This window comes from Mesorhizobium sp. B2-1-3, assembly GCF_006442495.1.
In the GTDB taxonomy this organism is placed as follows: Bacteria; Pseudomonadota; Alphaproteobacteria; order Rhizobiales; family Rhizobiaceae; genus Mesorhizobium.
Genome location: NZ_VFWL01000004.1, coordinates 85,878 through 106,948 on the forward strand (window position 1 = coordinate 85,878; position 21,071 = coordinate 106,948).

Here is a 21,071-nt window from a genome sequence, read left to right on the forward strand (position 1 = left end):
CATCATGCTCTAGACGAGAGGTCTTCTTCGCGTGAACTATCTGATGCGACGACTTGCGGCGTTTCCTCTCGTCCTGCTTGGCGTGTCGATCCTGGTCTTCGTGGCGATCCGGATGGTGCCGGGCGATTCGATCACCGCGATGCTGGGCACCGAAGCCGGCCTGCTGACGCCGGCACAGCGCGATGCGCTCGCCGCCTATTTCGGCATCGACCAGCCCTGGTTCGTCCAGTACTGGCGCTGGATCGGCGGCATCCTGCACGGCAATTTCGGCATCTCCGTCACCTATGGCAGGCCGGTATTGGACGTCATCCTCGAGCGCTTCCCGCTGACGCTGGAACTGGCCGTGCTGTCGATGATCATCGCACTCGCCGCCGGCATGCCGGCGGGCATCTACGCCGCCACGCATAGTGAGAAACTGTCCGACCTCGGTGTGCGCGTCGTCGCTATGATCGGCCAGTCGACGCCGAGCTTCGTGCTCGGCCTTTTGATCATCTACGCGCTGTCGGCCGGCTTCGGCGTGCTGCCGGCCATGGGCGAATTCGCGCCGCTCTGGCAGGATCCCTTGCGCAATCTCAGCCAATTGATCCTGCCTGCCATCACGCTCGGCTTCGCCTTCGCCGCATCGGTCACCCGCATCTCGCGCTCGGCCATGCTCGACGTGTTGAGCGACGACTATGTGCGCACCGCCCGCAGCAAGGGCGCCTCGGCGCGCAGCGTCATCTGGCGGCATGCGCTGCCCAACGCGCTGATCCCCGTGGTGACGCTGAGCGGCATTGAATTCGGCTATCTCCTGGGCGGCGCGGTCATCGTCGAGCAGATCTATGCCCTGCCCGGTCTCGGCCGCATGGTGCTCGACGCCATCCTCCAGCGCGACTACGCGCTGGTGCAGGGCAGCGTGCTGTTCATCGCCTTCAACTTCATGATCGTCAATCTCCTGGTCGACCTCGCCTATGTCGCGCTCGATCCGCGCATCCGGCTGGGCGAGCAGTGATGCGCATGCTGCGCGCCATCTTCGGGCACGGCAGCGGCCGTGTCGGCGGCGTGATCGTCGGCGTCTATCTCCTGGTCGCCATCCTCGGCCTGTTGGGACTGACCCCGCACAATCCGATCACGCAATACCGGGTCGACCGGCTGCATGCGCCCAGTGCCGCCTACTGGATGGGCACCGACCTGTTCGGCCGCGACGTGGCGAGCCGGCTGATGGCGGGCGTCGGCCAGTCCTTCACCGTTGCCTTTCTTTCGGTCGCCTTCGCCGCGCTTGCCGGCACCGTGCTGGGGCTCGCCGCCGCCTGGCTCGGGCGTCGCTGGGACGGCGTGCTGATGCGGATCATGGATGTGCTGCTGGCTTTTCCTGCCATTCTTCTGGCGCTGCTGATCGTCACCGTTGCCGGACCGGGCACATGGACCAGCGTGGTCGCCATCGGCATCGTCTATACGCCGATCTTCACACGCGTGGTGCGCGGCCCTGCTTTGTCGCTCAAGGCGCGCGAATTCGTCGACGCCGCGCGCACCTTCGGCAGCAGCTCCAGCTACATCATCACGCGGCACCTGCTGCTCAATCTGATCGCGCCCTTGACCGTCCAGGTGACGCTGGCGCTCGCCTGGGCATTGCTGACCGAGGCTGGCCTCAGCTTCCTCGGTCTCGGCACGCAGCCACCGGCCGCCTCGCTCGGCCTGATGCTGAGCGACAGCCGCAATCTGATGGAAACCGCCCCATGGCTGATGATCTTCCCGGGCCTGGCGATCATGATCAGTATTCTGGGCTTCAACCTCTTGGGCGACGCCTTGCGCGACATCCTCGATCCCAGAATGCGGAGAGCGCTCGCATGATCCCGCTTCTGTCGGTCCGCGATCTGCGCGTCGGCTTCGGCCGCCACCCGAAAGCCAATGAGGTGGTGCGCGGCGTCAGCTTCGATCTCGCCGACGGCGAAACGCTGGCCATTGTCGGCGAAAGCGGCTCGGGCAAGTCCGTCACCGCGCTGTCGATCAACCGTCTCATCGATTTCGGCGGCGGCCGCATCACCGGCGGCGCCATGACGCTGAAACGGGCCGACGGCAGTCTCTTCGACCTGACGACCGCGACCGAGCGGCAACTGACCGGGATTCGCGGCGCAGAGATCGGCATGATCTTCCAGGAGCCCATGACCTCGCTCAATCCTGTGCTGACGATCGGCACCCAGATCGAGGAATCGTTCCGGCTGCATCGCGGCCTGACCGGCCGGCAGGCCACGGCGGCGGCCAAGGACGCGCTCGACCGGGTGCGCATCCCCGATGCGGCAAGGCGGCTGAAATACACGCCCAACCAGCTGTCGGGCGGCATGCTGCAAAGGGTAATGATCGCCATTGCGCTCGCCTGCAATCCGCGTCTGCTGATCGCCGACGAACCGACCACGGCGCTCGATGTGACGGTACAGGCGCAGATCATGGCGCTGCTTGCGGAGCTCAAGCAGGAAAGCGGCATGTCGATGATCTTCATCACCCACGACATCGGCCTTGTCGCCGGGATCGCCGACACTGTGATGGTGATGCAGAACGGGCAGGCCGTGGAACAGGGCGAACTGAACCAGGTCCTCGACAGGCCGCAGCACGCCTACACGCAGCATCTGTTGCAGGATGTGCCGCATTTCGCCCACGGCCGCGCGACACGCACGGACGGGCAGCGCGACAAGAACGCAAGGACGGACCCGGCCCTTGAGGTCAACGGCCTCGTGGTGCGGTTTCCGCTCAAGAGCAGTTTCTTCAGCCATGCCAGCGGCGCGGTGCACGCCGTGGACGGTGTCGACTTCGACCTGATGCCGGGAGAGACATTGGCCATTGTCGGCGAGAGTGGCTCGGGCAAATCAACCACCGCGAAAGCAGTCCTTGGGCTGGTGCGCTCGACGCGCGGCAGCTTCTCGGTCGGCGCCCGGACGGCCTCGGCAAAGCACGGCGCCAAGCCCGTGCAGATGGTTTTCCAGAATCCCTACGCTTCGCTCAACCCGCGGCTGAGCATCGAGAGCATCCTGGCGGAGCCGGTGATCGCCAATGGCGGCCGGGCGGACGCCGAAACGCGAGCCAGGATGGCGAGCCTGCTGGAGCGCGTCGGCCTGCCGCAGAACAGTTTGCAGCGCTATCCGCACGAATTCTCCGGAGGCCAGCGGCAAAGGCTGTGCATCGCCCGCGCGCTGATGCTCAACCCGTCGGTCGTCGTTCTGGATGAAGCGGTTTCCGCCCTCGATGTTTCAGTGCAGGCCAAGGTGCTGGAGCTGCTGGTCGACCTGCAGCGCGAGTTCGGGCTGGCCTATCTGTTCATCTCGCACGATATGGCTGTCGTCGAGCGGATCGCTCATCGCATCGCCGTCATCTATGCCGGCCAGATCGTCGAGATCGGAGACGCGGCCTCGGTGCTGTCGGCGCCGAAACATTCCTACACGAAGAAGCTCATATCAGCGGTTCCGGCCATCGACCGGCGGCATGAGCGTTTCGAGGTCGACACACGCCAGGTGCCTTCCCTGGTGCGCCCGCAAGGGTTTGAGCCGGCGCCGGCGAGATGGGAGGAATTTGGGGTAGATCATATGGCGAGGGTGGAAGGGTGATGCATGGTGCCCTGGGCTCGGTTAGGTCGGCGGGACAGCACCCCCCTCTGTCCTGCCGGACATCTCCCCCGCAAGGGGGGAGATCGGATGTCGCGTCGGCTTTCGCCAATCTCCGATGTTGGAAGGCTGGCGGGACATCAACTCTGCCAATCTCCCCCCTTGCGGGGGAGATGCCCGGCAGGGCAGAGGGGGGTGTGACGGAACTCGGCCTTTCAGGAGGCCCGCATTGACCAACCTCGCCCAGATCTTCGACCGCGCGTTCCAACCACTCGCAGCGGCAGTTGCCGCCAAGCGCATCCCCGGTGGCGTGCTCGGCATCGTTGACAGGAATGGCGACCGCATCACCAGGGCGATCGGCTCAGCCCAACTCGTGCCTAAGCAGCGACCGATGCGTGAGGAGACCTGGTTCGACCTGGCATCCCTGACCAAGGTGATCTTCACCACGCCGCGCATTCTGGCGCTGGCTCAGGACGGTGCCATCGATCTCGACGCACCACTCGTCTCGGTGCTGCCGGACCTTCGCCAATATGACGCGAGTGCCTGGGAGCGGAAGGTGACGTTTCGCCAGTGCCTCGGGCACCAGACGCCCTTCCCGGCCGTCGAACCGATCTACACTTACGGGCGCGACCCCGACTTGCTGCGCGCCTTCATCCTGCAACGGGAATGGCGGGCCCGCGATCCGGTCTATTCCGACATCAATTTCATCCTGCTCGGCTTTGCGCTCGAACGGCTGTCGGGAAAAAGCATCCGGGGCATGGAGCCCGGCCCGGGCTTTGCGTGGTCCGCCGAGCCAGATCTCGCCGCGGCAACAGAAGACTGCACCTGGCGCCATCGCGTTCTGTCCGGCGAGGTTCACGACGACAATTGCGCGGCGTTGCAAGGCGCTGGCCATGCCGGCCTGTTCGGCACGGCGGCCTCGGTGCTCGATTTCGCCCAAGGGCTGCTGACCGGCGCATCCGAACGGTCGATCGCGCCGATGCGCACGCCCTTGTCCGCCACCCGCACCCATGGCTGGGAGCGTCCCTATGACGGCTGGTCCGGCGGCGCTTTGTGCGGCCCCGGAACGATAGGCCATACCGGCTTTACCGGCACGGGGCTGTGGATCGACTTCGACAAGGGAAAGGCCTGGACCTTGCTTACCAACCGGATCCATCCGACACGTCACTTCGACAGCGGAATCGTCGCGCTTCGCCAAGCGGTCGGCGATCTCATCAATGGAGTTCGATAATGGAATCCATCTGGGCCGTCGGCCTGATGACCGGCACCGTGCTGGACGGCAACATCGATGTCGCCCTGATCAAGACAGATGGCGAGCGCATCGACGATTTCGGCACCTACCGGCTGATGCCCTACCCCCCGTCGATCCGCTCGCTGCTGGAAGAGACGCTTAAGCAGGCGCGGGGCTGGAATTTTGCCGGACCGGAGCCGGCGATCTTCCGCGAGGCCGAGGAGGCGCTGACGCGCGCGCAATCGGCGGCGGTCAGGGAGCTCGTCGAAGGCCATGGGATGACAATGGCGGATATCGGCGTCGTCGGCTTCCACGGCCAGACCGTGCTGCATCGCGCGCCGCAAATCGGCCGGCTCGGACAGACCCGGCAGCTCGGCGACGGCGAGTTGATGCATGCGATCCTCGGCACCAAGGTCGCCTATGATTTCCGCTCTGCCGACATGCGCGCCGGAGGACAGGGCGCGCCGTTGGCGGCCGCCTATCACACCGCGCTGATGCGCAGCGCCGGCGCCAGTGGCGAGGTAGCCGTGCTCAACCTGGGCGGCGTCGCCAACATCACCTGGTGGGACGGCGGCGACAATGTCGTCGCCTTCGACACCGGCCCCGCCAACGCGCCGCTCAACGACTTCATCAAGTCAAAGGGGCTCGGCGAAATGGACCGCGACGGCGCGCTTGGCCGGGGGGGAACGGTCGACGAAGCCCGGCTCGCCAAGCTGCTGCAACACCCCTATTTGACCAAACCCTATCCGAAATCGCTGGACCGTTTCGACTTCGGCGCCACCATGGCGGATGGCCTGAGCGCCGAGGACGGCGCCGCGCTTTTGACCGCCTTCACCGCCGCCGCGGTCGGCAAGGCACTCGATCTTCTGCCGAGCCGGCCGAAAAGACTGGTGGTCAGCGGCGGCGGCCGCCACAACCCGACGATGATGGCAATGATCGCCAGCCGCGCCGGTGTCGAGGTGGTGCAGGCCGAAAGCCTCGGCTGGAGCGGCGACGCGGTGGAGGCGGAGTGTTTTGCCTTTTTGGCGGTGCGCGTGCTGCGCGGCCTGCCGATCAGTTTCCCCAGCACGACGGGCGCGCCGCAGCCGATGCGCGGCGGACGGTTGGCCGGTTGATCAGCCCGCCGACAGTTTTTTCTGCAGGAAGACGCGGCTGCGGCCGACGGGGAAATCGGCGAGTGTTCCGAAGGGCTGATAGCCCTGGCGCCGATAGACCCTGGCGGCGTTGGGGTTGAAGGTGTCGATCCAGGCGTTCTGGCAGCCGCGCGCCATCGCCTCCTTCTCAGCCGCGTCCAGCATCGTGCCGGCCATGTGCCGACCGCGCAGCCTTTCGTCGACCCACAGCCATTGCACGTAGAGCCAGCCCCAGGCGGTGTAGCCCGAAGTGCCCGCGACAATCGCGCCGGCTTCATCACGCACGAACACCGCAAGGGCCTTCCTTTCGGAAGCGCCGACATCGCCGTCGTTGAACGCCATCAACCGCTCGCCGAGAAAGGCGAGCTCCTCGGGCAAGGGGGTTGCCGTCGTTTCAAGTGTCGTGATCATGGCTCATCCGAAATGCGCAACGGGAGATGAACAGAGTTACGAAGGCCGGAGCGCCTGCGCAACGCCTATGTCCGTCCCCGAACAGGGTGCTGGTCCGGGGCGCCACCATTGCGGAATTCGGAGGCGGAAATGCCGTAGCGCTTGAGCTTGTCGTAGAAAGTCTTGCGCGGCACGCCGAGTGCGTCGATGGCCCCGCGCACGTCGCCGGCATGATCGCGCAAAGCCTCGCGGATGAGTTGCGCCTCGTAGCGGCCGACCCGTTCGGGCAGCGCCGCCGAGGGCTCCGGCAAGCGCGCGGACGTTGCCCTGGCCTCCTCGTCGGGCCCGAGGCCAAGCGCGACCCGGTCGGCAAAATGCGCGAGCTCGCGCACATTGCCGGGCCAGTCATGCGACTGGAGATGGTCGCTCACCGCGGCATTCACGGCCGCGACAGGACGGCCGAAACGCTGCGAGGCGTTACCCAGGAAATGCCCGAACAGCAGCGGGATGTCGCCGCGCCGCTCGCGCAGCGGCGGGATGCGCAGCGTCACGACGTTGAGGCGGAAATAGAGATCCTCGCGAAAATCGCCGCGCTGGTCCGGCCGGCCTAGATCGACCTTCGTTGCCGCGACGACCCGCAGATCGAGGCGGCGCGTTTCGTTGGAGCCGAGCGGGGTGAGGCTGCGCGTTTCCAGCACCCGCAGCAGCTTGACCTGTAGCGGCGGCGGCATGGATTCGATTTCGTCGAGGAACAGCGTGCCGCCGCTCGAATGCTCGATGCGACCGATCCGCCGCCGCTGCGCCCCGGTGAACGCGCCCGGCTCGTGGCCGAACAGTTCGCTCTCGATGACGGTCTCCGGCAGAGCGCCACAATTCAGCGCCACGAAAGGCTTTGCGCGGCGCCGGCCCCATCGGTGCAGGAGATCCGCCACCACCTCCTTGCCGGTGCCGGTCTCGCCTTCCACCAGCACGTCGACATCCATGTCGGCGATCTGACGCAAGGTCTCGCGCAGGCGGCGGATGGCGGGCGCCTCGCCGATCAGCGGCAGGCCGTCGGCGGCCTGTGCGGCGGCCTCGTGCAGCCGCCGGTTCTCCATCACCAGCCGCCGCTTTTCGCTTGCCCGCTTCAGTGCCTCGACAAGGCGCTCGCCCGCATAGGGTTTCGGGATGAAATCGTAGACGCCGTCCTTGAGCGCCGCCACCGCGAGATCGATATCGCCATGCCCGGTGACCAGGATCACCGGTATGTCGATGTCGATCGCCCTGATGCGATCGAACAGCTGCAAGCCGTTCATGCCGGGCATGCGGATATCGCTGACAACCACGCCCTGGAAATCCCGGTCGACGGCGGCAAGCGCTGCCTCCGCGGCCTTGAACGCGATCACGCTGAAGCCGGCAAGCTCGAGCATTTGCGTGGTGGCGTGAAGCAGATCCGCGTCGTCTTCGACGAGCGCGACCAGCCCTGATCCCTCAGTCATTCAATTCGCCTCAGCTCTATGGTGAAGGATGCGCCTTTCGTGCTGCCCGGATCGAGGCGCAGCGTGCCGCCCAGTTCCTGGGCGATCTCCTGCGAGATCACCAGACCGAGGCCAAGCCCCTTTTCCTTGGTGGTCTGGAACGGCATGAACAAATTGCCGGCCGCTTCCGGCCCGAGGCCAGGTCCATTGTCGCGCACCGAAACCAGCACCCTGTCGTCGCGCTCGGCAAGCTCGATCTCGATGCGCGGATCGGGCCGGTCCTTCAGGGCATCCAGCGCATTCTGCAAGAGATTGACCAGGATCTGCTCCAGCCGGATGCGGCTGGCCATGACCGCCGGCGAGGCGGTGCCGCGCGGCTTGACGACGGTCACGCCGGAATCGCGGATGCGGCCGGACAGGAGCGACAGCGCGCCGTCGATCGCTTCGCGCACCGGCAGCGGCGAGGCGGCGACGCCTGGCCGCCGCGCGAAACTGCGCAGCGTGCTGGTGATGGCGCCGATGCGCTCGGTCATCGACACGATCGATGTCAGGTTGCCCGAGACGGATTCGACTTTGTCGCCATGCAGGAAGCGGCCGGCATTCTCGGCGTAGGTGCGTATCGCCGCCACCGGCTGGTTGATCTCATGCGCGACGCCGGCGGCGATCTGGCCGAGGATGGAAAGCCGGTTGGCCTGGGCGAGGTCGTCGCGCAGTCGGCGGACCTTGGCCTCGGCGTTTTCGCGCTCGGCGATCTCGCCGGCAAGGGCGGTGTTGGAGCGGGTCAGTTCCGCCGTTCGCGTGCTTACCCTGCTCTCCAGTTCAGCATTCATGCGCGCCAGCGCTTCCTGCCTCACGCGGCGCGCACGGCGGCGCCTGAGAAGCACGTAGGCAAGTAAACCCGTGAACAGCAGCGCCAGCAGCGTGGTCAGGCGTGCCGTGTTGGCGGCCGACGTCAAAGCGGCATCGGCAGGCGTGAGCAGCCACAGACGCCAACCGGGAACGGCGCCGGGCAGGTCTTGCGCCACTTCGACGAACTGGCGCGATTTTCCGGCATTGTCGATTGTCGCCAGGCCATCACCGGCACCGCGTCGTATCGGCAGCGGTTCGAAGCCGGTTTCGGCAAGTTGAAGCTGCGCGTGGGCTGTCGCGGCATCCGCGGCCGAGAGCGGCGCAAGCGCGTGGAAACGCCACTCGGGCCGGCTGGTCGCCAGCACGACACCGCGCTCGTCGGTGACGAAGACGACAAAGCCGCTGGAGCGCCAATTGGCTTCGACTCCGTCGAGTTCGACCTTCAGTACGGCAACGCCGAGCGGCGTCTTGCCGTCATCGACGCGGCTGGCGAGATAAAGTCCCGGCCTGCCGCTGATCGTGCCGAGGCCATACTGGCTGGCGGCGCCCTTGGTCATGGCGTCGGTGAAATAGTGGCGGAAATTGTAGTCGATGCCGACGAAGCTGCCCGGCTCGCCGGCGTTGCTGGCCGATATCGCGATGCCTGCCGTGTCGATGACATAGATGGCGGATGCCGAGGCGTCGGCGGCAATGGCGCGGAGCTTGTCGTCGAGCGCTGTCTCTTGGGTTTTGCCGGCCCGGCGCAACGCGTCGCGCACCGCATCGTCGCGTGCCAGCACCAAGGGAACGAGACGCTGCTTTTCGATTTCGCCGGTCAGGGTGCCCGCCGCCAGCGGCAAGGCTGCCAGTGCTCCGTCGCGCAGATTGCCGGCGGCCTGGTTGGCGGCAAGGCGCCCGGCAATCGCGACCGCTCCCGCCAGCATTGCCAGGGCGACCAGGAGAATGAGCCAGCGGCCGTCACGCAGCCTGGCCATCGCTTCGCGCAGCAGGTCGCGGCCGGCGAATTCCGGGGATGCGCTATCGATGTCTGCCTGCGGCGTCTGCCCTCTCCACCGTTCGCTGTTCAGCAGCCACTGTAATGCGAAACTCCGCCCAGGCAAACAAGGGTGAGTGCGGAAATCCGCACAGGCCTCCATTGAAACGGGGACAAAACCGCCGGAAATCCAGGGTTCCGGCCTTTTCTCGATCTGGCACGGCGCTTGCAAAACTCTCGACAGCGGCGAGCGACCGGAGCGCCGCGATGGGAGAAGTCTTGCGGGGCGGCGCGTGCCGTTCCCTCCGGCCAGGGAGATAGCAGATGCACATGGCAGACCAATCACGCGCGCCCGCCGCGCAGCGCAAGCCGCTTTACGCCCAACTCTACGTGCAGGTGCTGGTGGCGATCACCGTCGGTATCCTGCTCGGCCATTTCTATCCGTCGCTCGGCGAGAGCATGAAGCCGCTTGGCGACGCCTTCATCAAGCTGGTCAAGATGATCATCGCCCCGGTTATCTTCCTGACGGTCGCCACCGGCATCGCCGGCATGAGCGACCTGCAGAAGGTAGGCCGCGTCGCCGGCAAGGCGATGCTCTACTTCCTCACCTTCTCGACACTGGCGCTCATCATCGGCCTGATCGTGGCCAATGTCGTGCAGCCCGGGGCCGGCTTCAACATCGACCCGGCGACGCTCGACGCCGCGACCGTCAACAGCTACGCCGCCAAGGCGCACGACCAGTCGGTCACCGGCTTCCTGATGAACATCATCCCGACGACCATCGTCGGCGCCTTCGCCGACGGCGACATATTGCAGGTGCTGTTCTTTTCGGTGCTGTTCGGCATCGCGCTGGCCCTGGTCGGCGACAAGGGCGCGCCGGTGCTCAATTTCCTGCAGGCGCTGATGGCGCCGATGTTCAAGCTGGTCAGCGTGCTGATGAAGGCAGCCCCGATCGGCGCCTTCGGTGCCATGGCCTTCACCATCGGCAAATACGGCATCGGCTCGGTCATCAACCTCGCCATGCTGGTCGGCACCTTCTACATGACCGCTTTTCTGTTCGTGTTCATCGTGCTGGGCGCCGTCTGCCGCTACAACGGCTTCTCCATCCTGTCGCTGATCCGCTACATCAAGGAGGAGCTGCTTCTGGTGCTGGGCACCTCGTCTTCGGAAGCGGCACTGCCCTCGCTGATGGAGAAAATGGAGAAGGCCGGCGCGAAGCGCTCGGTGGTCGGGCTGGTCATCCCGACCGGCTATTCCTTCAACCTCGACGGCACCAACATCTACATGACGCTGGCCGCGCTGTTCATCGCGCAGGCGACGAACATCCACCTCTCCTTCGGCGACCAGATCCTGCTGCTCCTGGTGGCGATGCTTTCCTCCAAGGGGGCGGCCGGCATCACCGGCGCCGGCTTCATCACCCTTGCCGCCACGCTTTCGGTGGTGCCGGCTGTGCCTGTCGCCGGCATGGCGCTGATCCTCGGCGTCGATCGCTTCATGTCGGAATGCCGGGCGCTGACCAACTTCGTCGGCAATGCGGTGGCGACGCTGGTGGTGGCGCGCTGGGAAGGCGAGCTCGACGAGGCCAAGCTGGCCAGGGCGCTGGCGGGAACGGCCGACGACAGCCTGCCGGCGGACATCGTTCCAGCCGAGTAATCACAACGGCCGCACAGCGATAGCAAACGGCCGGAGGCATCGCTGCCTCCGGCCATTTTTCGTATGTTCACCGCGTGAGGCGGCAGGACTTGCGCACGCCGCGCAGCTTGACCTCGACCATCAGTGTCCGTCCTCGTGTCCGGGATATCTGCTCGGCCCGTCGACAGGCAGGCGGGCCGTGCCATCGGCGAACAGGACAAGGCTTGCCGCGCCGATCAGCCCGGCGTGGCGGCCGAGCTGGGCCTGAACCACCGGCACGTCGCGATAGGCGCGCATGGCGCGCTGGCGGATTGTCGCCTCTATTGCCGGAGCCATCAGATCGAGGCCATTGGCGATGCCGCCGCCGACGACCAGCACGTCGGGCGAATAGAGATGCAGGAGGTTGGTGAAGCCGACGCCCAGCCAGCGCGCTTCCTCCTCGAGCAGGGCCAGGGCGAGATCGTCCTGCAGCCGCGCTGCATCGACGACATGGCGGCCCGTCACCTCGGCATTAGCCGAGAGGCGGCGCAGCGTCGAGCCGTCGAAGGCCGACGTCGCGGCATTGGCGCGGCGGCCGAGCGCGGTGCCCGAGGCGATGGCCTCGAAACAGCCGACGACGCCGCATATGCAGCGCTCGCCTTCGTTGGTTATGGTCATGTGGCCGATCTCGGCGGCAAGCCCCCGGCGGCCATGCAGGATGCGCCCGTCGACGACGACGCCGCCGCCGATGCCGGTCGAGACGGTGACGAAGACGAGCGAACGGGCGCGGTGGCCGACGCCGAAGCGCCACTCGCCGAGCGCTGCCGCATTGGCGTCGTTCTCCAGCCGCACCGGCAGGCCGAGCCGCCGCTCGAGGATGTCGGCCAGCGGCACGTCCAGCCAGCCGGCAAGCGTCGGCGGCCCGACCGCGATGCCGGCCAGCGGATCGAGCGGTCCCGGCGCGCCGACGCCGACACCGAGGATGGCGAGCGCCGGCGCCTCGGCATGGATGGTCGCGGCGAGAGCCTCGATCTGGCCGATCACCACTTCGGGACCGGCCTGCGCCTGCGTCGGCACCGCCGCGAACGCCAGTATCTTGCCATCACGGTCGACCAGGGCGGCACGAAGCTCGGTGCCGCCCAGATCGATCGCGAGAGCGGCCTCGTTGCTCATGCCGCGACTTTCAGCCCGTGCAGCCAGCCAATGCGGCCGGCCAGATCCTTGTCACCGAAGGCGAGCGAACCAAGAACCACGGTCTCGGCACCCGCGGCACGCAGCAGCGGCACGGTCTCATGGCGGATGCCGCCGTCGGCGGCAAGAACCACGTCCGCCTCGCGTCCGGTCTTGCGCAGGATGGCGCGGGCCTCAACCAACCTGTCGCAGGCTTTCTCCGAAAGGCCTTGCCCCTTGACGCCGATCGCGGTTCCCAGAAGCGTGACGAACGCGACTTCGGACACGAAGGGCCTCACCGCTTCGACCGGCGTTTCCAGCCGCAGCACGACGCCGGCTTCGGCGCCAAGTTCGCGCGCCAGCCGCACAGCGCGCAATCCTGCTTCGCCATTCTCGGCATGGACGCTGATCATGTCGGCGCCGGCCTCGATGAATTGGCGCGTCTGTTCCCCGACGATTGTCCCGTCGACCATCAGATGGACATGGATGGGCTTGGCCGTCAGCTTGGCGATGCGAGCGACCAGATCGGGAAAGAACAGGAAGGACGGCGCGAAGTGGCCGTCAGCGACATCGATGTGGTGAAGATCGACATAGGGTTCGATGCGCCTGAGGTCGCTCTCGAAATTGGCGAGATCGGCCGACCACAGCGAGAATTCGGCGATCAGACGATCGCGCGGCAATGCGGCGATGGCGGCCGGGCCTGAAAGGAGTTTCGAGATCATGACTGGTCCTGGTTGTTGAAATTTTTATCGAGAAAGCCGCCGATCGCGGCACGGATTTCGGCGAAGTGGCGATCCTTGTCGGTGGCCTTCGGTGTCACCTCGGTGAAGATCGCGTTGAGGATTGTCTTCGCCAGTTCGCGCGCAATCGCCAACGGATGGACGAGATCGGTACCGCTGCCGATGACCAGTGTGGGGACAGCGAGCGAGCCGGCCACGCCACGCGAGACGCCGGGTCCATCGCCGGCGACTGCCTGCATCATTTCGGCGAAGTCCGCTGCATTGTCGCGTTCGAAGAAACCGAGCAAGGACGCCAGATTGTCGGGTGCCTCGGCGCGGAACCGGGCCGCCGTGGCCGAAGCGGCAAAGATGGCGCGCGCCTCGTTCGGCGGACGGTTTCGGATGAGCTCGGCCACTGCCGCATAGGGACGCATGTTTTCAGGGGCCGCGTCGAAGGCCCAGGCAGGCCGGACCAGCACCAGGCCGCTGACGCGCTCGGGATGCCGGACGGCCAGGCGCAGCGCGATCGCCGCACCCATCGAGATGCCGCCGGCGACGAAGCGTTCGATGCCGGCCGCATCGGCGGCGGCCAGCACGTCGTCGGCGAACATGGCGATCGAAAAGGGGCGCTTATGGCCGGCACCGGAGCCGCCTTGGGCCCGGCATTCGACGGTGAGCCGGCGTCGCGACGGGCTGTCGGGAAAATTCTGCGCCACCTGGGCGGCATCACCGCCGAGACCGTGCTGGAAGACGACGGAAAGCCTGCCTTGCTCCGTGTCGAAGATACGAAGCGCAGCATCGTCGCGAAGCATCATTGTCGGTGCGACGCTCATCGGAGCAGCCCGCGCAGAAACGCGGCGACGGCGGGAGCTTCGTCGGCCGACAATCCGTGCGTGACAAGCGGGCCATCGAATTTCACAGCGTTCAGCCGCGCGACGAAATCCGGAAAATCGACAATGCCCTCCCCTGTTGTGGCGAAGCGGCCGTCGCCATGCCTGTCCTTGGCATGCGCCATGGCTATATGGGCAGCGGCCTCGTCGATCGCCGCCGCGACGATGGCGCGCGCCTCGCCCGGCGTCGCATGCTCGAACAGGTTCGCCGGATCGAGCACGACCTTCAGATGCTTCGAGCCCATGTCGGCGATCAAGCGGGTGGCATCCTTCGCCGAGGTGACGATGTTGGCCTGTTCGGGCTCGATGCCGAGATCGACGCCTGCCCCTTCGGCCAGCGCCAGCGCCTTTTCCATCTCAGTGGCCATGTCGGACCAGGTGGCCGGTGTGGCGTTGTCGGGATGATAGGCCCATTGGTCGGCTGCATTGCGCGAGCCGGTGCAGAGCGTGACCAGCGGAATGTCGAGGGCGGCGGCTGTATCGATGACGACGGCAAGGCGGCGAAGACCATCATCGCGCACCGCCTTGTCTGGATGCGCCATGTTGTAGGTGCCCGACAGGGCGGCGAGCGATACGCTTGTTGATCGGGCGGCGGCGCGGATGGCCGGAATGGCTGCGTCAGGCACCGCATCGGGCATCGACGGCAGGCCGGCGCAAGCGAGATTGAATTGCGTCGTCTCATAGCCCGCCTGCCGCACGGCCGCCAGCACAACAGCCGGCTCGGTGCCCGCAAAGGTCTTGGCGAAGACGCCGAGACGCATCAGACCGCACCCGAGACTGAAGCGAGCTCAATCCGTTCGCCGGTCTCGACGGAGCGGGCAATGGCGACCATGGCGCGGATCGAGGCAATGCCGTCCTCGACATTGGCACCGCGCATCGGCGCGCCGTTCAGCACCGTGTCGGCGAGACCTTCCAGCTGGCGGCGGAAGAAATGGCCGTCGGCGCCGAGCGGTTTTCGCGAGGTCGCGTCCTTCTCATGGAAGATATCGACCTCGCTGGCGCGGAAGTACCAGGGATTGAACGTCTTGGCGATGACGGAGCCGTTCTCGCCATAGAGCTGGAAACCCTCGTGCCAGTCCATGCGTACGGCGACGGTGAGATCGAGATGGCCGAGCGCGCCGCTGGCGAACTCGGTCTCGACGAACCAGCAATAGGCGCCGAAGCGTTCGTTGAGACGGGCGCGTACGGCCGTGATCTCGCCGCAGAGGAAGCGGGCCGTATCGACCAGATGCGAGCCGTGCGCCAGCATGAAATACTGCCGGAGATCCGCCTTCGGATTGCCGGACGGTTTCTTCGCCAGCTTGCTGGTGACAGGCAGCGGCTGCACCGCATCCGTATTGGTGTAGCGGTGGGTGGAATCGCAATACCAGGCCTTCAGCGCCAGCACCTCGCCCATTTCGTCGCGGACGAAGTCGCGCGCCGCCTCCAGCGCCGGATCGAAGCGTTTCATGTGGCCGACCTGCAGGATCCTGCCGGAGCGTTTCACCGCCGCCGCCAGCGCCTCGCCTTCCTCGACCGAAGTTCCGATCGGCTTTTCGCACAGCACATGCTTGCCGGCGTCGAGCGCCTTGACCGACATCGGCACGTGATAGGCGTCCGAGGTGGCGACGATGACCGCTTCCAGCTCCGGATCGGCGAGCATCTCGTCATAGTCGGCATACATCTTCCGCGGCTCGTAGGTGGCGCCCATGCGGGCGAGCAGGTCGGGCGCGGCGTCGCAGATGGCGTAGAGGTCGGCATTGCCGGCCTTTGCACAGGATTCCAGATGCGCGAACTGCGCGATGGGGCCGCAGCCGAGCACGCCGACCCTGAGGCGTCTGTCCTGTTTCCTGATCATCGTCTCAGGCCCCGTAGCCGCGCATCGTCTGGCGGTTGGTCTTGACCGCGCCGGCAGGATCGGCCGCGGCCGTGTCGGATTCTTCTTCAAGCACCAGCCAGCCGTTGAAGCGCGGCGCAGCACCGACGATCTCGATCACTTCAGGCGTGTCGCAGACGCCTTTACCCAGCATCGCCCAATCGCCCTTGGCGTCGACGTCCTTCAGATGGATGTAGCGGATGCGGTCGCGGTAGGTGGTAAGCGTATCGGCCATGTCCTTGTGGCCGCGCAATATGTGGCCGGTATCGGGCACCCAGCCGACCAGGTCGGGTTCGAGCAAGGCAAAGATCGCGTCGTAGTCGGCGCGGTCGAACAGCAGCGTGTTGTGGTGCGAACTCGGATGCACTGCGACCTGGACGCCGGCCTTGCGCCCGAGCTCGCCGGCCCTGTTGTAGACCTCCGCGGCGATAGCGAATTTGTCGTCGCGCGAGCCGTTGGAGACGACGGTCGCCGAGCCCATCGAGACAAGCGCACCTGGGAACGCGGCAGCGAAATCGATCCAGCGCCTCGCGGTTTCGAGATCGGCGCCGATCTCGTCCTTCAGCGTGAAGCCGCTTTTCGAACCGAAGGCGAAGGAGACCAGCGTCAGGCCGGATGCTCCAAGCGCCGCGGCGAACTCCGTCGGTTTGCCTGCATAGCGGCCGATCATGGTGTCGGTGATCTCGATGCCGGCATAGCCGCCGTCGGCGATCGCCTTCAGGAGATCGTCGGGGCCGCCGGTCCAGGCCTTGCCGAGCATCTCCCAGGTGAAGGTCTGGCAGCCGATCTTGAGCTTCGTCTTCGTCATGTCGTTCATTCCTTGACGCCGCCCTGGGTTTCCTTGGCGCCCCTGGGTTTCGCATGGTCTATAAAAATTTTACGCGCGTCAATATTCAATATGTTGTATAGCGGCTGCGAGGGATGATCCATTGGCGGGCAACGGATCGGGCAGAGCGTGGCCGCATCGGAGGAACGACAAGAAAATGCACGGACAATCGAAGACGAAGCTTGGGATCGGCGTCGTCGGATGCGGCAACATCTCGATGACCTACCTGCGCAATGCCGCGCTTTTCGGCGGCATCGAGCTGCGCGCCTGCGCCGACATCTCGGCCGACATGGCTACCTTGCGCGCCAAGGAATATGGCATCCGTGCGCTCGGCGTCGATGCGATGCTGGCCGATCCCGAGATCGATCTCGTCCTCAACCTGACCATCCCGGCTGCGCATTTCGACGTTTCGCTTTCGGCGCTTTCGGCGGGCAAGCATGTGTTCACCGAAAAGCCGCTGGCGACCTCGGCCAGCGACGGGCGCCGCCTGGTGTCGGAGGCGGCCAAGCGAGGGCTGCTGCTCGGCTCGGCCCCCGATACTTTCCTCGGCGCCGCCGGCCGGCGGGCGCGCCGCCTGATGGATGAAGGCGCCATCGGCCGCGCCGTGACCGGCACAGCCTTCATGATGGGCCGCGGCATGGAGCACTGGCACCCCAACCCACAATTCTACTACCAGCCGGGCGGCGGCCCGGTGTTCGACATGGGCCCCTACTATCTGACCATGCTGGTCAATTTGCTCGGTCCCGTCCAACGCGTCATGGCAATGGCGACGCGGGGCCAGCAGGAGCGGCTGATATCAGCCGAGGGACCGTTCAAGAACACGACCTTCAAGGTCGGCACGCCGACCAACGTGCTGTCGCTGCTCGAATTCCGGTCAGGCGCGACAGTCACCTTCGGCGCCTCATGGGACGTCTTCAAGCACTCCAACCATCCGATCGAACTGCACGGCACGGAGGGCTCGCTGCGCCTGCCCGACCCCGACACGTTCGGCGGCACCGTGTCCTTGTCCGAGCGCGGCGCCGAGTGGAAGGATTTCCCCAGCGAGGGCGAACTCTACGGCGCCCGCAACTGGCCCTATGCCGCGCCCGACCGCGCCAATTATCGCATGCTCGGCGTCGCCGACCTCGTGCGTTCGCTCGCGACAGGTGCCACGCCCCGCGCGTCCGGCACTCTGGCGCTGCATGTGCTGGAGATCATGGAGGCGATCCTGCACTCCGGCGAAACGAAAAGCCCGGTCGCCATTGCTGGCGACGTCGTCCAGCCGGCCCTGCTCTCGGAGGACGAGGCGCGCGGCCTGCTCGCCTAGATGCAATCATGACGGAGATTGCGATGACGCTCGATCCTGATGCTCTGCGTGCCCTGGAAATCGGCCGCGCGGCCGGCGGTGCGCCGTTCGAGAACGGCAGCGTGGCGGCGGCGCGGGCCGCCTACAACGCTTCGTTCCCGGCGCAGCAGGGCGAACATGAGCCGGTCGCGGCGACGTCGCAGCGGCAGATCGACGGACCGGACGGCCCGGTTCCGATCCGCATCCATCGCGGCATCGGCGCACCGCGAACCGGCGCGCGCGCCGTGCTCTATCTGCATGGCGGCGGCTGGGTCATCGGCAATCTCGATTCGCATGACGAGATCTGCCGCTGGCTGGCCAATCTGGCCAATGCCCTCGTCGTCTGCCCCGATTATCGACTGGCACCAGAGCACAAATTCCCCGCCGGGCTCGAAGACTGCGCGGCAGCGCTCCGCTTCATCGCGCAAGACGCCGGGGATCTCGGCATCGATCCTGCCCGTATCGCCGTTGCCGGCGACAGTGCCGGCGGAAACCTTGCCGCCGTGCTGGCACTGCTCGCCCGCGACGGGCAAGCACCGCCGCTTGCCGCACAGATCCTGATCTATCCCAACACCGATGCCCGCCAGACGGCGGACAGCTACCGCCGTTTCGGCAACGGCTTTGGACTGACCGCCGCCACCATGGCCTGGTTCCGCGACCACTATGTGCGCACCCCGGACGACATCAAGGATTGGCGCGTTTCGCCGCTGCTGGCATCGAGCCTTGCAGGCGCGGCGCCGGCGTTTGTCCTGACCGCCGGTCACGATATCCTGGCCGACGAAGGGACCGCCTATGGCGAACGCCTGCTCGCTGAAGGGGTGCCGCTGGTCCTGCGGCACTGGCCGGGCCAGATCCACGGCTTCGTCTCGATGGGCCGCTACATTCTCGCCGCGCGGCAAGCGATGAGCGAGGCCGCGGCCTGGCTCCAATTGCAGACGCGCGCTCAGGCCGACTGACGCATCACCAGGGTCGCGCCGAGCTTGACGTTTCGCACGAGGTCATGCGCGGGCGGGCGGGCCTCGTCGAGCAAGGCCAGCAATATCTCGACGCTGCGGCCGGCCATTGCGGCGAAGTCCTGCGCCATGGTGGTGAGCGGCGGACAGGTGTAGCGGCTCAACGGGTGGTCGTCATGGGCGGCGACACGGAAATCGCAATCGGGCTTGCGGCCGATCTTCAGCCCGCGCGTGAAAGCGGCCGACATGATGCCGAAGGCGAGCCGGTCATTGGCGCACAGGATCGTGCGACCAGGCAGGCCTCCCTTGTCGAGCGTCCTTTCCATCCATTCATGGCCGATCCGCTCGAAGTCCCAGGTGTAGTCGCGCGCCGCGTTGATGACGACAGGCTCAAGGTCGGCGGCCCGCATCGTCTCGATATAGCTTTGCAGTCGCTCGCCCGAATTGTGGTTGACGTGCGGGATGTCGACATACACCGGCGGCTCGCCGGACCGGCAGAGATAATCGACCATGATCGACGTGCTCTGGTGGTTGTCGTTGCCGACGAAGGGCGTGTCACCCTCGATATAGGTGTCGAAATAGACGATCGGGATGTCTTTGCCCATCCGTTCGAAGACGCCCGGCTCGGAGACCGATCCCAGCGGGGCCACGATGGCGCCGGCCACCTTCAGCGAGGTGAGCGTCTTGACCGATTCCGACTCAAGCCTGGGCGAACCGTGCGAGGAGATGACGATCGGCCAAAAACCCTCGTCGCGGCAGCGCAGTTCAATGCGGCTGACCATCTCGGCATAGAACGGATCGGTGATCGCCGGCACGACGATGCCGACATTGCGGGTGCGCTTGCGGTTGAGATTGCGGGCGAAGAGGTTCGGCTGATAATCCGAGGAGCGAAGCGCGGCCTCGATGCGGGTGCGCGTCGCCGGCTTGACGCTCGCCGGATCATCGAAATATTTCGACAGGGTCGGCCGTGACACGCCGCACGCCCGGGCGAAGTCATCCATCGTGCGGTGCGTCTTTTCCGCCATCGATATTCAGGGTCCCTTGCCCTCGCCCGCCGCCCCGGCCGACACGAGTCACGTGGCCGTTGCCCGGAAGCAGCAATGCTCGACCGAACTTGTCCAGTCAAGTTTTAACGGTTCCCAATAGATCGCAGAGTCATTACGCGCGTCAAATTATCTATTGACGCTTTCAAAGCAACACTGAAGCTTCGGAAGGAAGCCAATGGGATAGGCCCGGTCTTGCATCGACGATGATAAGTTCGCATTGGGCGCATCCATGGGCGGGAGGCGTACGCGACGCCTCCCGCCCCGAACATCATTCGCCCCGCATCGTCGCCTGGAAGGCCGGCAGGTGCTTCTTCTGCGCTTCCAGCATGCGTTCGCGGTAGACGCCGTAGATGACATCGGTGTCGTGCAGGGTCACGCCCGCGATCGTCGGCGAAGCGAAGACCGGCAGTTCGATGCCGCGCTTGGCGAGCTGCTCGGCGGTACGCGCGATCAGCTCATGCGCCAGGATCATGGCGAGTACTGTCGAAGAGCCGGAGACCGGACGGCTCCAGCCCTCGACCGGAACGATCGCATCCTCGATCGGAGAGCAGGTGTCGATGACGAGATCGGCCGCGTCGGCCAGTCGCTTGCCGGAGGAGTGCGTCGCGGGCTTGTCGAGATTGTTCTTGCTGGTGACCGCAACGACGAAGATGCCGCGCTTCCTGGCATAGAGCGCCGTGTCGATGCCGGAAGAGTTGCGGCCGCTGTGGCCGAAGATGATGATGGAGTCGCCCTTGTTGAGCGGCTGATGATCCAGAAATTTTTCGGCGTATTTCTCGGTGCGCTCCAGCCACAGCAGCTCACGCACGCCGCCGGCGCCGAGCACATTGTGCCACATCACGCGCGGGTCCGTCAGCGGGTTGAAACCGACATAGCTGCCGTAACGCGGAAACACTTCTTGCACCGGCAGCACCGAATGGCCTGAACCGTAGAGATGGATCAGACCGCCGCCTTCAAGCGAGTCGGCAAAGCGGCTGGCTGCCTGGCCAAAGGCCGCTTCATTGGTTTTCGCTGCCTGGTCGATGAGGGCGGCGAGACGGTGAATGTAGAGGTCGGACACGTGGGTACTCCT

Annotated in this window: 19 protein-coding genes; 8 read left to right on the forward strand and 11 right to left on the reverse strand. The window is 65.9% G+C overall.

What is annotated here, in order from left to right:
• Positions 1-31: 31 nt before the first annotated feature.
• From FJ973_RS09580 to FJ973_RS09605, 5 genes are all read left to right on the forward strand, one after another.
• Complete coding sequence (locus FJ973_RS09580) at positions 32-991, forward strand: ABC transporter permease (protein WP_140555522.1); 960 nt, start codon at positions 32-34, stop codon at positions 989-991.
• Entirely contained in the window at positions 991-1,830 is an 840-nt protein-coding gene (locus FJ973_RS09585; RefSeq protein WP_140555523.1) for an ABC transporter permease, read from the forward strand. The genes FJ973_RS09580 and FJ973_RS09585 overlap by 1 nt, the downstream gene beginning before the upstream one ends.
• On the forward strand, positions 1,827-3,575 hold the full coding sequence (locus FJ973_RS09590; protein ID WP_140555525.1) for an ABC transporter ATP-binding protein: 1,749 nt from the start codon (positions 1,827-1,829) through the stop codon (positions 3,573-3,575). Before FJ973_RS09585 ends, FJ973_RS09590 begins: the two co-directional genes overlap by 4 nt.
• Positions 3,576-3,801: 226 nt before the next feature.
• Positions 3,802-4,803: a serine hydrolase gene (locus FJ973_RS09600; protein ID WP_140555528.1), complete on the forward strand. Its 1,002-nt coding sequence runs from the start codon at positions 3,802-3,804 to the stop codon at positions 4,801-4,803.
• Positions 4,803-5,918, forward strand: a complete 1,116-nt coding sequence (locus FJ973_RS09605) for an anhydro-N-acetylmuramic acid kinase (RefSeq protein WP_140497724.1) — start codon at positions 4,803-4,805, stop codon at positions 5,916-5,918. The genes FJ973_RS09600 and FJ973_RS09605 overlap by 1 nt, the downstream gene beginning before the upstream one ends.
• Here the strand turns inward: FJ973_RS09605 and FJ973_RS09610 are convergent, their stop codons facing one another.
• From FJ973_RS09610 to FJ973_RS09620, 3 genes are all read right to left on the reverse strand, one after another.
• On the reverse strand, positions 5,919-6,347 hold the full coding sequence (locus tag FJ973_RS09610) for a GNAT family N-acetyltransferase (protein ID WP_140555529.1): 429 nt from the start codon (positions 6,345-6,347) through the stop codon (positions 5,919-5,921).
• A 65-nt stretch (positions 6,348-6,412) separates the two neighbouring features.
• A complete protein-coding gene (locus FJ973_RS09615; RefSeq protein WP_140555531.1) occupies positions 6,413-7,804 on the reverse strand; it encodes a sigma-54 dependent transcriptional regulator in 1,392 nt (463 codons plus the stop codon).
• Positions 7,801-9,606: a sensor histidine kinase gene (locus tag FJ973_RS09620; protein WP_140555532.1), complete on the reverse strand. Its 1,806-nt coding sequence runs from the start codon at positions 9,604-9,606 to the stop codon at positions 7,801-7,803. The genes FJ973_RS09615 and FJ973_RS09620 overlap by 4 nt, the downstream gene beginning before the upstream one ends.
• Positions 9,607-9,929: 323 nt before the next feature.
• Here FJ973_RS09620 and FJ973_RS09625 point away from each other — a divergent pair, with 323 nt between their 5' ends.
• Positions 9,930-11,258, forward strand: coding sequence for a dicarboxylate/amino acid:cation symporter (locus tag FJ973_RS09625; protein WP_140497716.1), 1,329 nt, complete (start codon positions 9,930-9,932; stop codon positions 11,256-11,258).
• A 120-nt stretch (positions 11,259-11,378) separates the two neighbouring features.
• On the opposite strand, the gene FJ973_RS09630 is transcribed toward FJ973_RS09625, so the two are convergent.
• From FJ973_RS09630 to FJ973_RS09655, 6 genes are read right to left on the reverse strand one after another with little or no spacing between them, the layout of a single operon-like run.
• Positions 11,379-12,389 (reverse strand): ROK family protein, encoded by a 1,011-nt coding sequence (locus FJ973_RS09630; RefSeq protein WP_140555534.1) that lies wholly within the window; start codon positions 12,387-12,389, stop codon positions 11,379-11,381.
• Positions 12,386-13,108, reverse strand: coding sequence for a ribulose-phosphate 3-epimerase (locus FJ973_RS09635; RefSeq protein ID WP_140520915.1), 723 nt, complete (start codon positions 13,106-13,108; stop codon positions 12,386-12,388). The genes FJ973_RS09630 and FJ973_RS09635 overlap by 4 nt, the downstream gene beginning before the upstream one ends.
• The gene (locus FJ973_RS09640; protein ID WP_140555535.1) at positions 13,105-13,938 is read right to left on the reverse strand and encodes an alpha/beta hydrolase; all 834 of its coding nucleotides are present in this window, start codon (positions 13,936-13,938) and stop codon (positions 13,105-13,107) included. The genes FJ973_RS09635 and FJ973_RS09640 overlap by 4 nt, the downstream gene beginning before the upstream one ends.
• On the reverse strand, positions 13,935-14,756 hold the full coding sequence (locus FJ973_RS09645; RefSeq protein WP_140555537.1) for a sugar phosphate isomerase/epimerase: 822 nt from the start codon (positions 14,754-14,756) through the stop codon (positions 13,935-13,937). Before FJ973_RS09645 ends, FJ973_RS09640 begins: the two co-directional genes overlap by 4 nt.
• Complete coding sequence (locus FJ973_RS09650) at positions 14,756-15,832, reverse strand: Gfo/Idh/MocA family oxidoreductase (protein ID WP_140555538.1); 1,077 nt, start codon at positions 15,830-15,832, stop codon at positions 14,756-14,758. Before FJ973_RS09650 ends, FJ973_RS09645 begins: the two co-directional genes overlap by 1 nt.
• A gap of 4 nt (positions 15,833-15,836) precedes the next feature.
• Positions 15,837-16,658, reverse strand: coding sequence for a sugar phosphate isomerase/epimerase (locus tag FJ973_RS09655; protein ID WP_140555540.1), 822 nt, complete (start codon positions 16,656-16,658; stop codon positions 15,837-15,839).
• A 175-nt stretch (positions 16,659-16,833) separates the two neighbouring features.
• On the opposite strand from FJ973_RS09655, the gene FJ973_RS09660 reads away from it, so the two are divergent.
• Positions 16,834-17,982: a Gfo/Idh/MocA family oxidoreductase gene (locus FJ973_RS09660; RefSeq protein WP_140555542.1), complete on the forward strand. Its 1,149-nt coding sequence runs from the start codon at positions 16,834-16,836 to the stop codon at positions 17,980-17,982.
• Positions 17,983-18,005: 23 nt separating this feature from the next.
• Entirely contained in the window at positions 18,006-18,956 is a 951-nt protein-coding gene (locus FJ973_RS09665; protein ID WP_140555709.1) for an alpha/beta hydrolase, read from the forward strand.
• Here FJ973_RS09665 and FJ973_RS09670 read toward each other — a convergent pair.
• Both FJ973_RS09670 and FJ973_RS09675 read right to left on the reverse strand, forming a co-directional pair.
• Positions 18,944-19,978: a LacI family DNA-binding transcriptional regulator gene (locus tag FJ973_RS09670; RefSeq protein WP_140555543.1), complete on the reverse strand. Its 1,035-nt coding sequence runs from the start codon at positions 19,976-19,978 to the stop codon at positions 18,944-18,946. The two genes, FJ973_RS09665 and FJ973_RS09670, sit on opposite strands and share 13 nt — an antisense overlap.
• Before the next feature lie 289 nt (positions 19,979-20,267).
• On the reverse strand, positions 20,268-21,059 hold the full coding sequence (locus FJ973_RS09675; protein ID WP_140520921.1) for an SIS domain-containing protein: 792 nt from the start codon (positions 21,057-21,059) through the stop codon (positions 20,268-20,270).
• Positions 21,060-21,071: the final 12 nt, after the last annotated feature.

Bases quoted from the DNA above. Each gene is read 5' to 3' on its own strand.
- FJ973_RS09585 (WP_140555523.1), top strand. From the start codon at position 991: ATGCGCATGCTGCGCGCCATCTTCGGGCACGGCAGCGGCCGTGTCGGC.
- FJ973_RS09590 (WP_140555525.1), top strand. From the start codon at position 1,827: ATGATCCCGCTTCTGTCGGTCCGCGATCTGCGCGTCGGCTTCGGCCGC.
- FJ973_RS09605 (WP_140497724.1), top strand. From the start codon at position 4,803: ATGGAATCCATCTGGGCCGTCGGCCTGATGACCGGCACCGTGCTGGAC.
- FJ973_RS09610 (WP_140555529.1), bottom strand. From the start codon at position 6,347: ATGATCACGACACTTGAAACGACGGCAACCCCCTTGCCCGAGGAGCTC.
- FJ973_RS09615 (WP_140555531.1), bottom strand. From the start codon at position 7,804: ATGACTGAGGGATCAGGGCTGGTCGCGCTCGTCGAAGACGACGCGGAT.
- FJ973_RS09620 (WP_140555532.1), bottom strand. From the start codon at position 9,606: ATGGCCAGGCTGCGTGACGGCCGCTGGCTCATTCTCCTGGTCGCCCTG.
- FJ973_RS09625 (WP_140497716.1), top strand. From the start codon at position 9,930: ATGCACATGGCAGACCAATCACGCGCGCCCGCCGCGCAGCGCAAGCCG.
- FJ973_RS09630 (WP_140555534.1), bottom strand. From the start codon at position 12,389: ATGAGCAACGAGGCCGCTCTCGCGATCGATCTGGGCGGCACCGAGCTT.
- FJ973_RS09635 (WP_140520915.1), bottom strand. From the start codon at position 13,108: ATGATCTCGAAACTCCTTTCAGGCCCGGCCGCCATCGCCGCATTGCCG.
- FJ973_RS09640 (WP_140555535.1), bottom strand. From the start codon at position 13,938: ATGAGCGTCGCACCGACAATGATGCTTCGCGACGATGCTGCGCTTCGT.
- FJ973_RS09645 (WP_140555537.1), bottom strand. From the start codon at position 14,756: ATGCGTCTCGGCGTCTTCGCCAAGACCTTTGCGGGCACCGAGCCGGCT.
- FJ973_RS09650 (WP_140555538.1), bottom strand. From the start codon at position 15,832: ATGATCAGGAAACAGGACAGACGCCTCAGGGTCGGCGTGCTCGGCTGC.
- FJ973_RS09655 (WP_140555540.1), bottom strand. From the start codon at position 16,658: ATGACGAAGACGAAGCTCAAGATCGGCTGCCAGACCTTCACCTGGGAG.
- FJ973_RS09660 (WP_140555542.1), top strand. From the start codon at position 16,834: ATGCACGGACAATCGAAGACGAAGCTTGGGATCGGCGTCGTCGGATGC.
- FJ973_RS09665 (WP_140555709.1), top strand. From the start codon at position 18,006: ATGACGCTCGATCCTGATGCTCTGCGTGCCCTGGAAATCGGCCGCGCG.
- FJ973_RS09670 (WP_140555543.1), bottom strand. From the start codon at position 19,978: ATGGCGGAAAAGACGCACCGCACGATGGATGACTTCGCCCGGGCGTGC.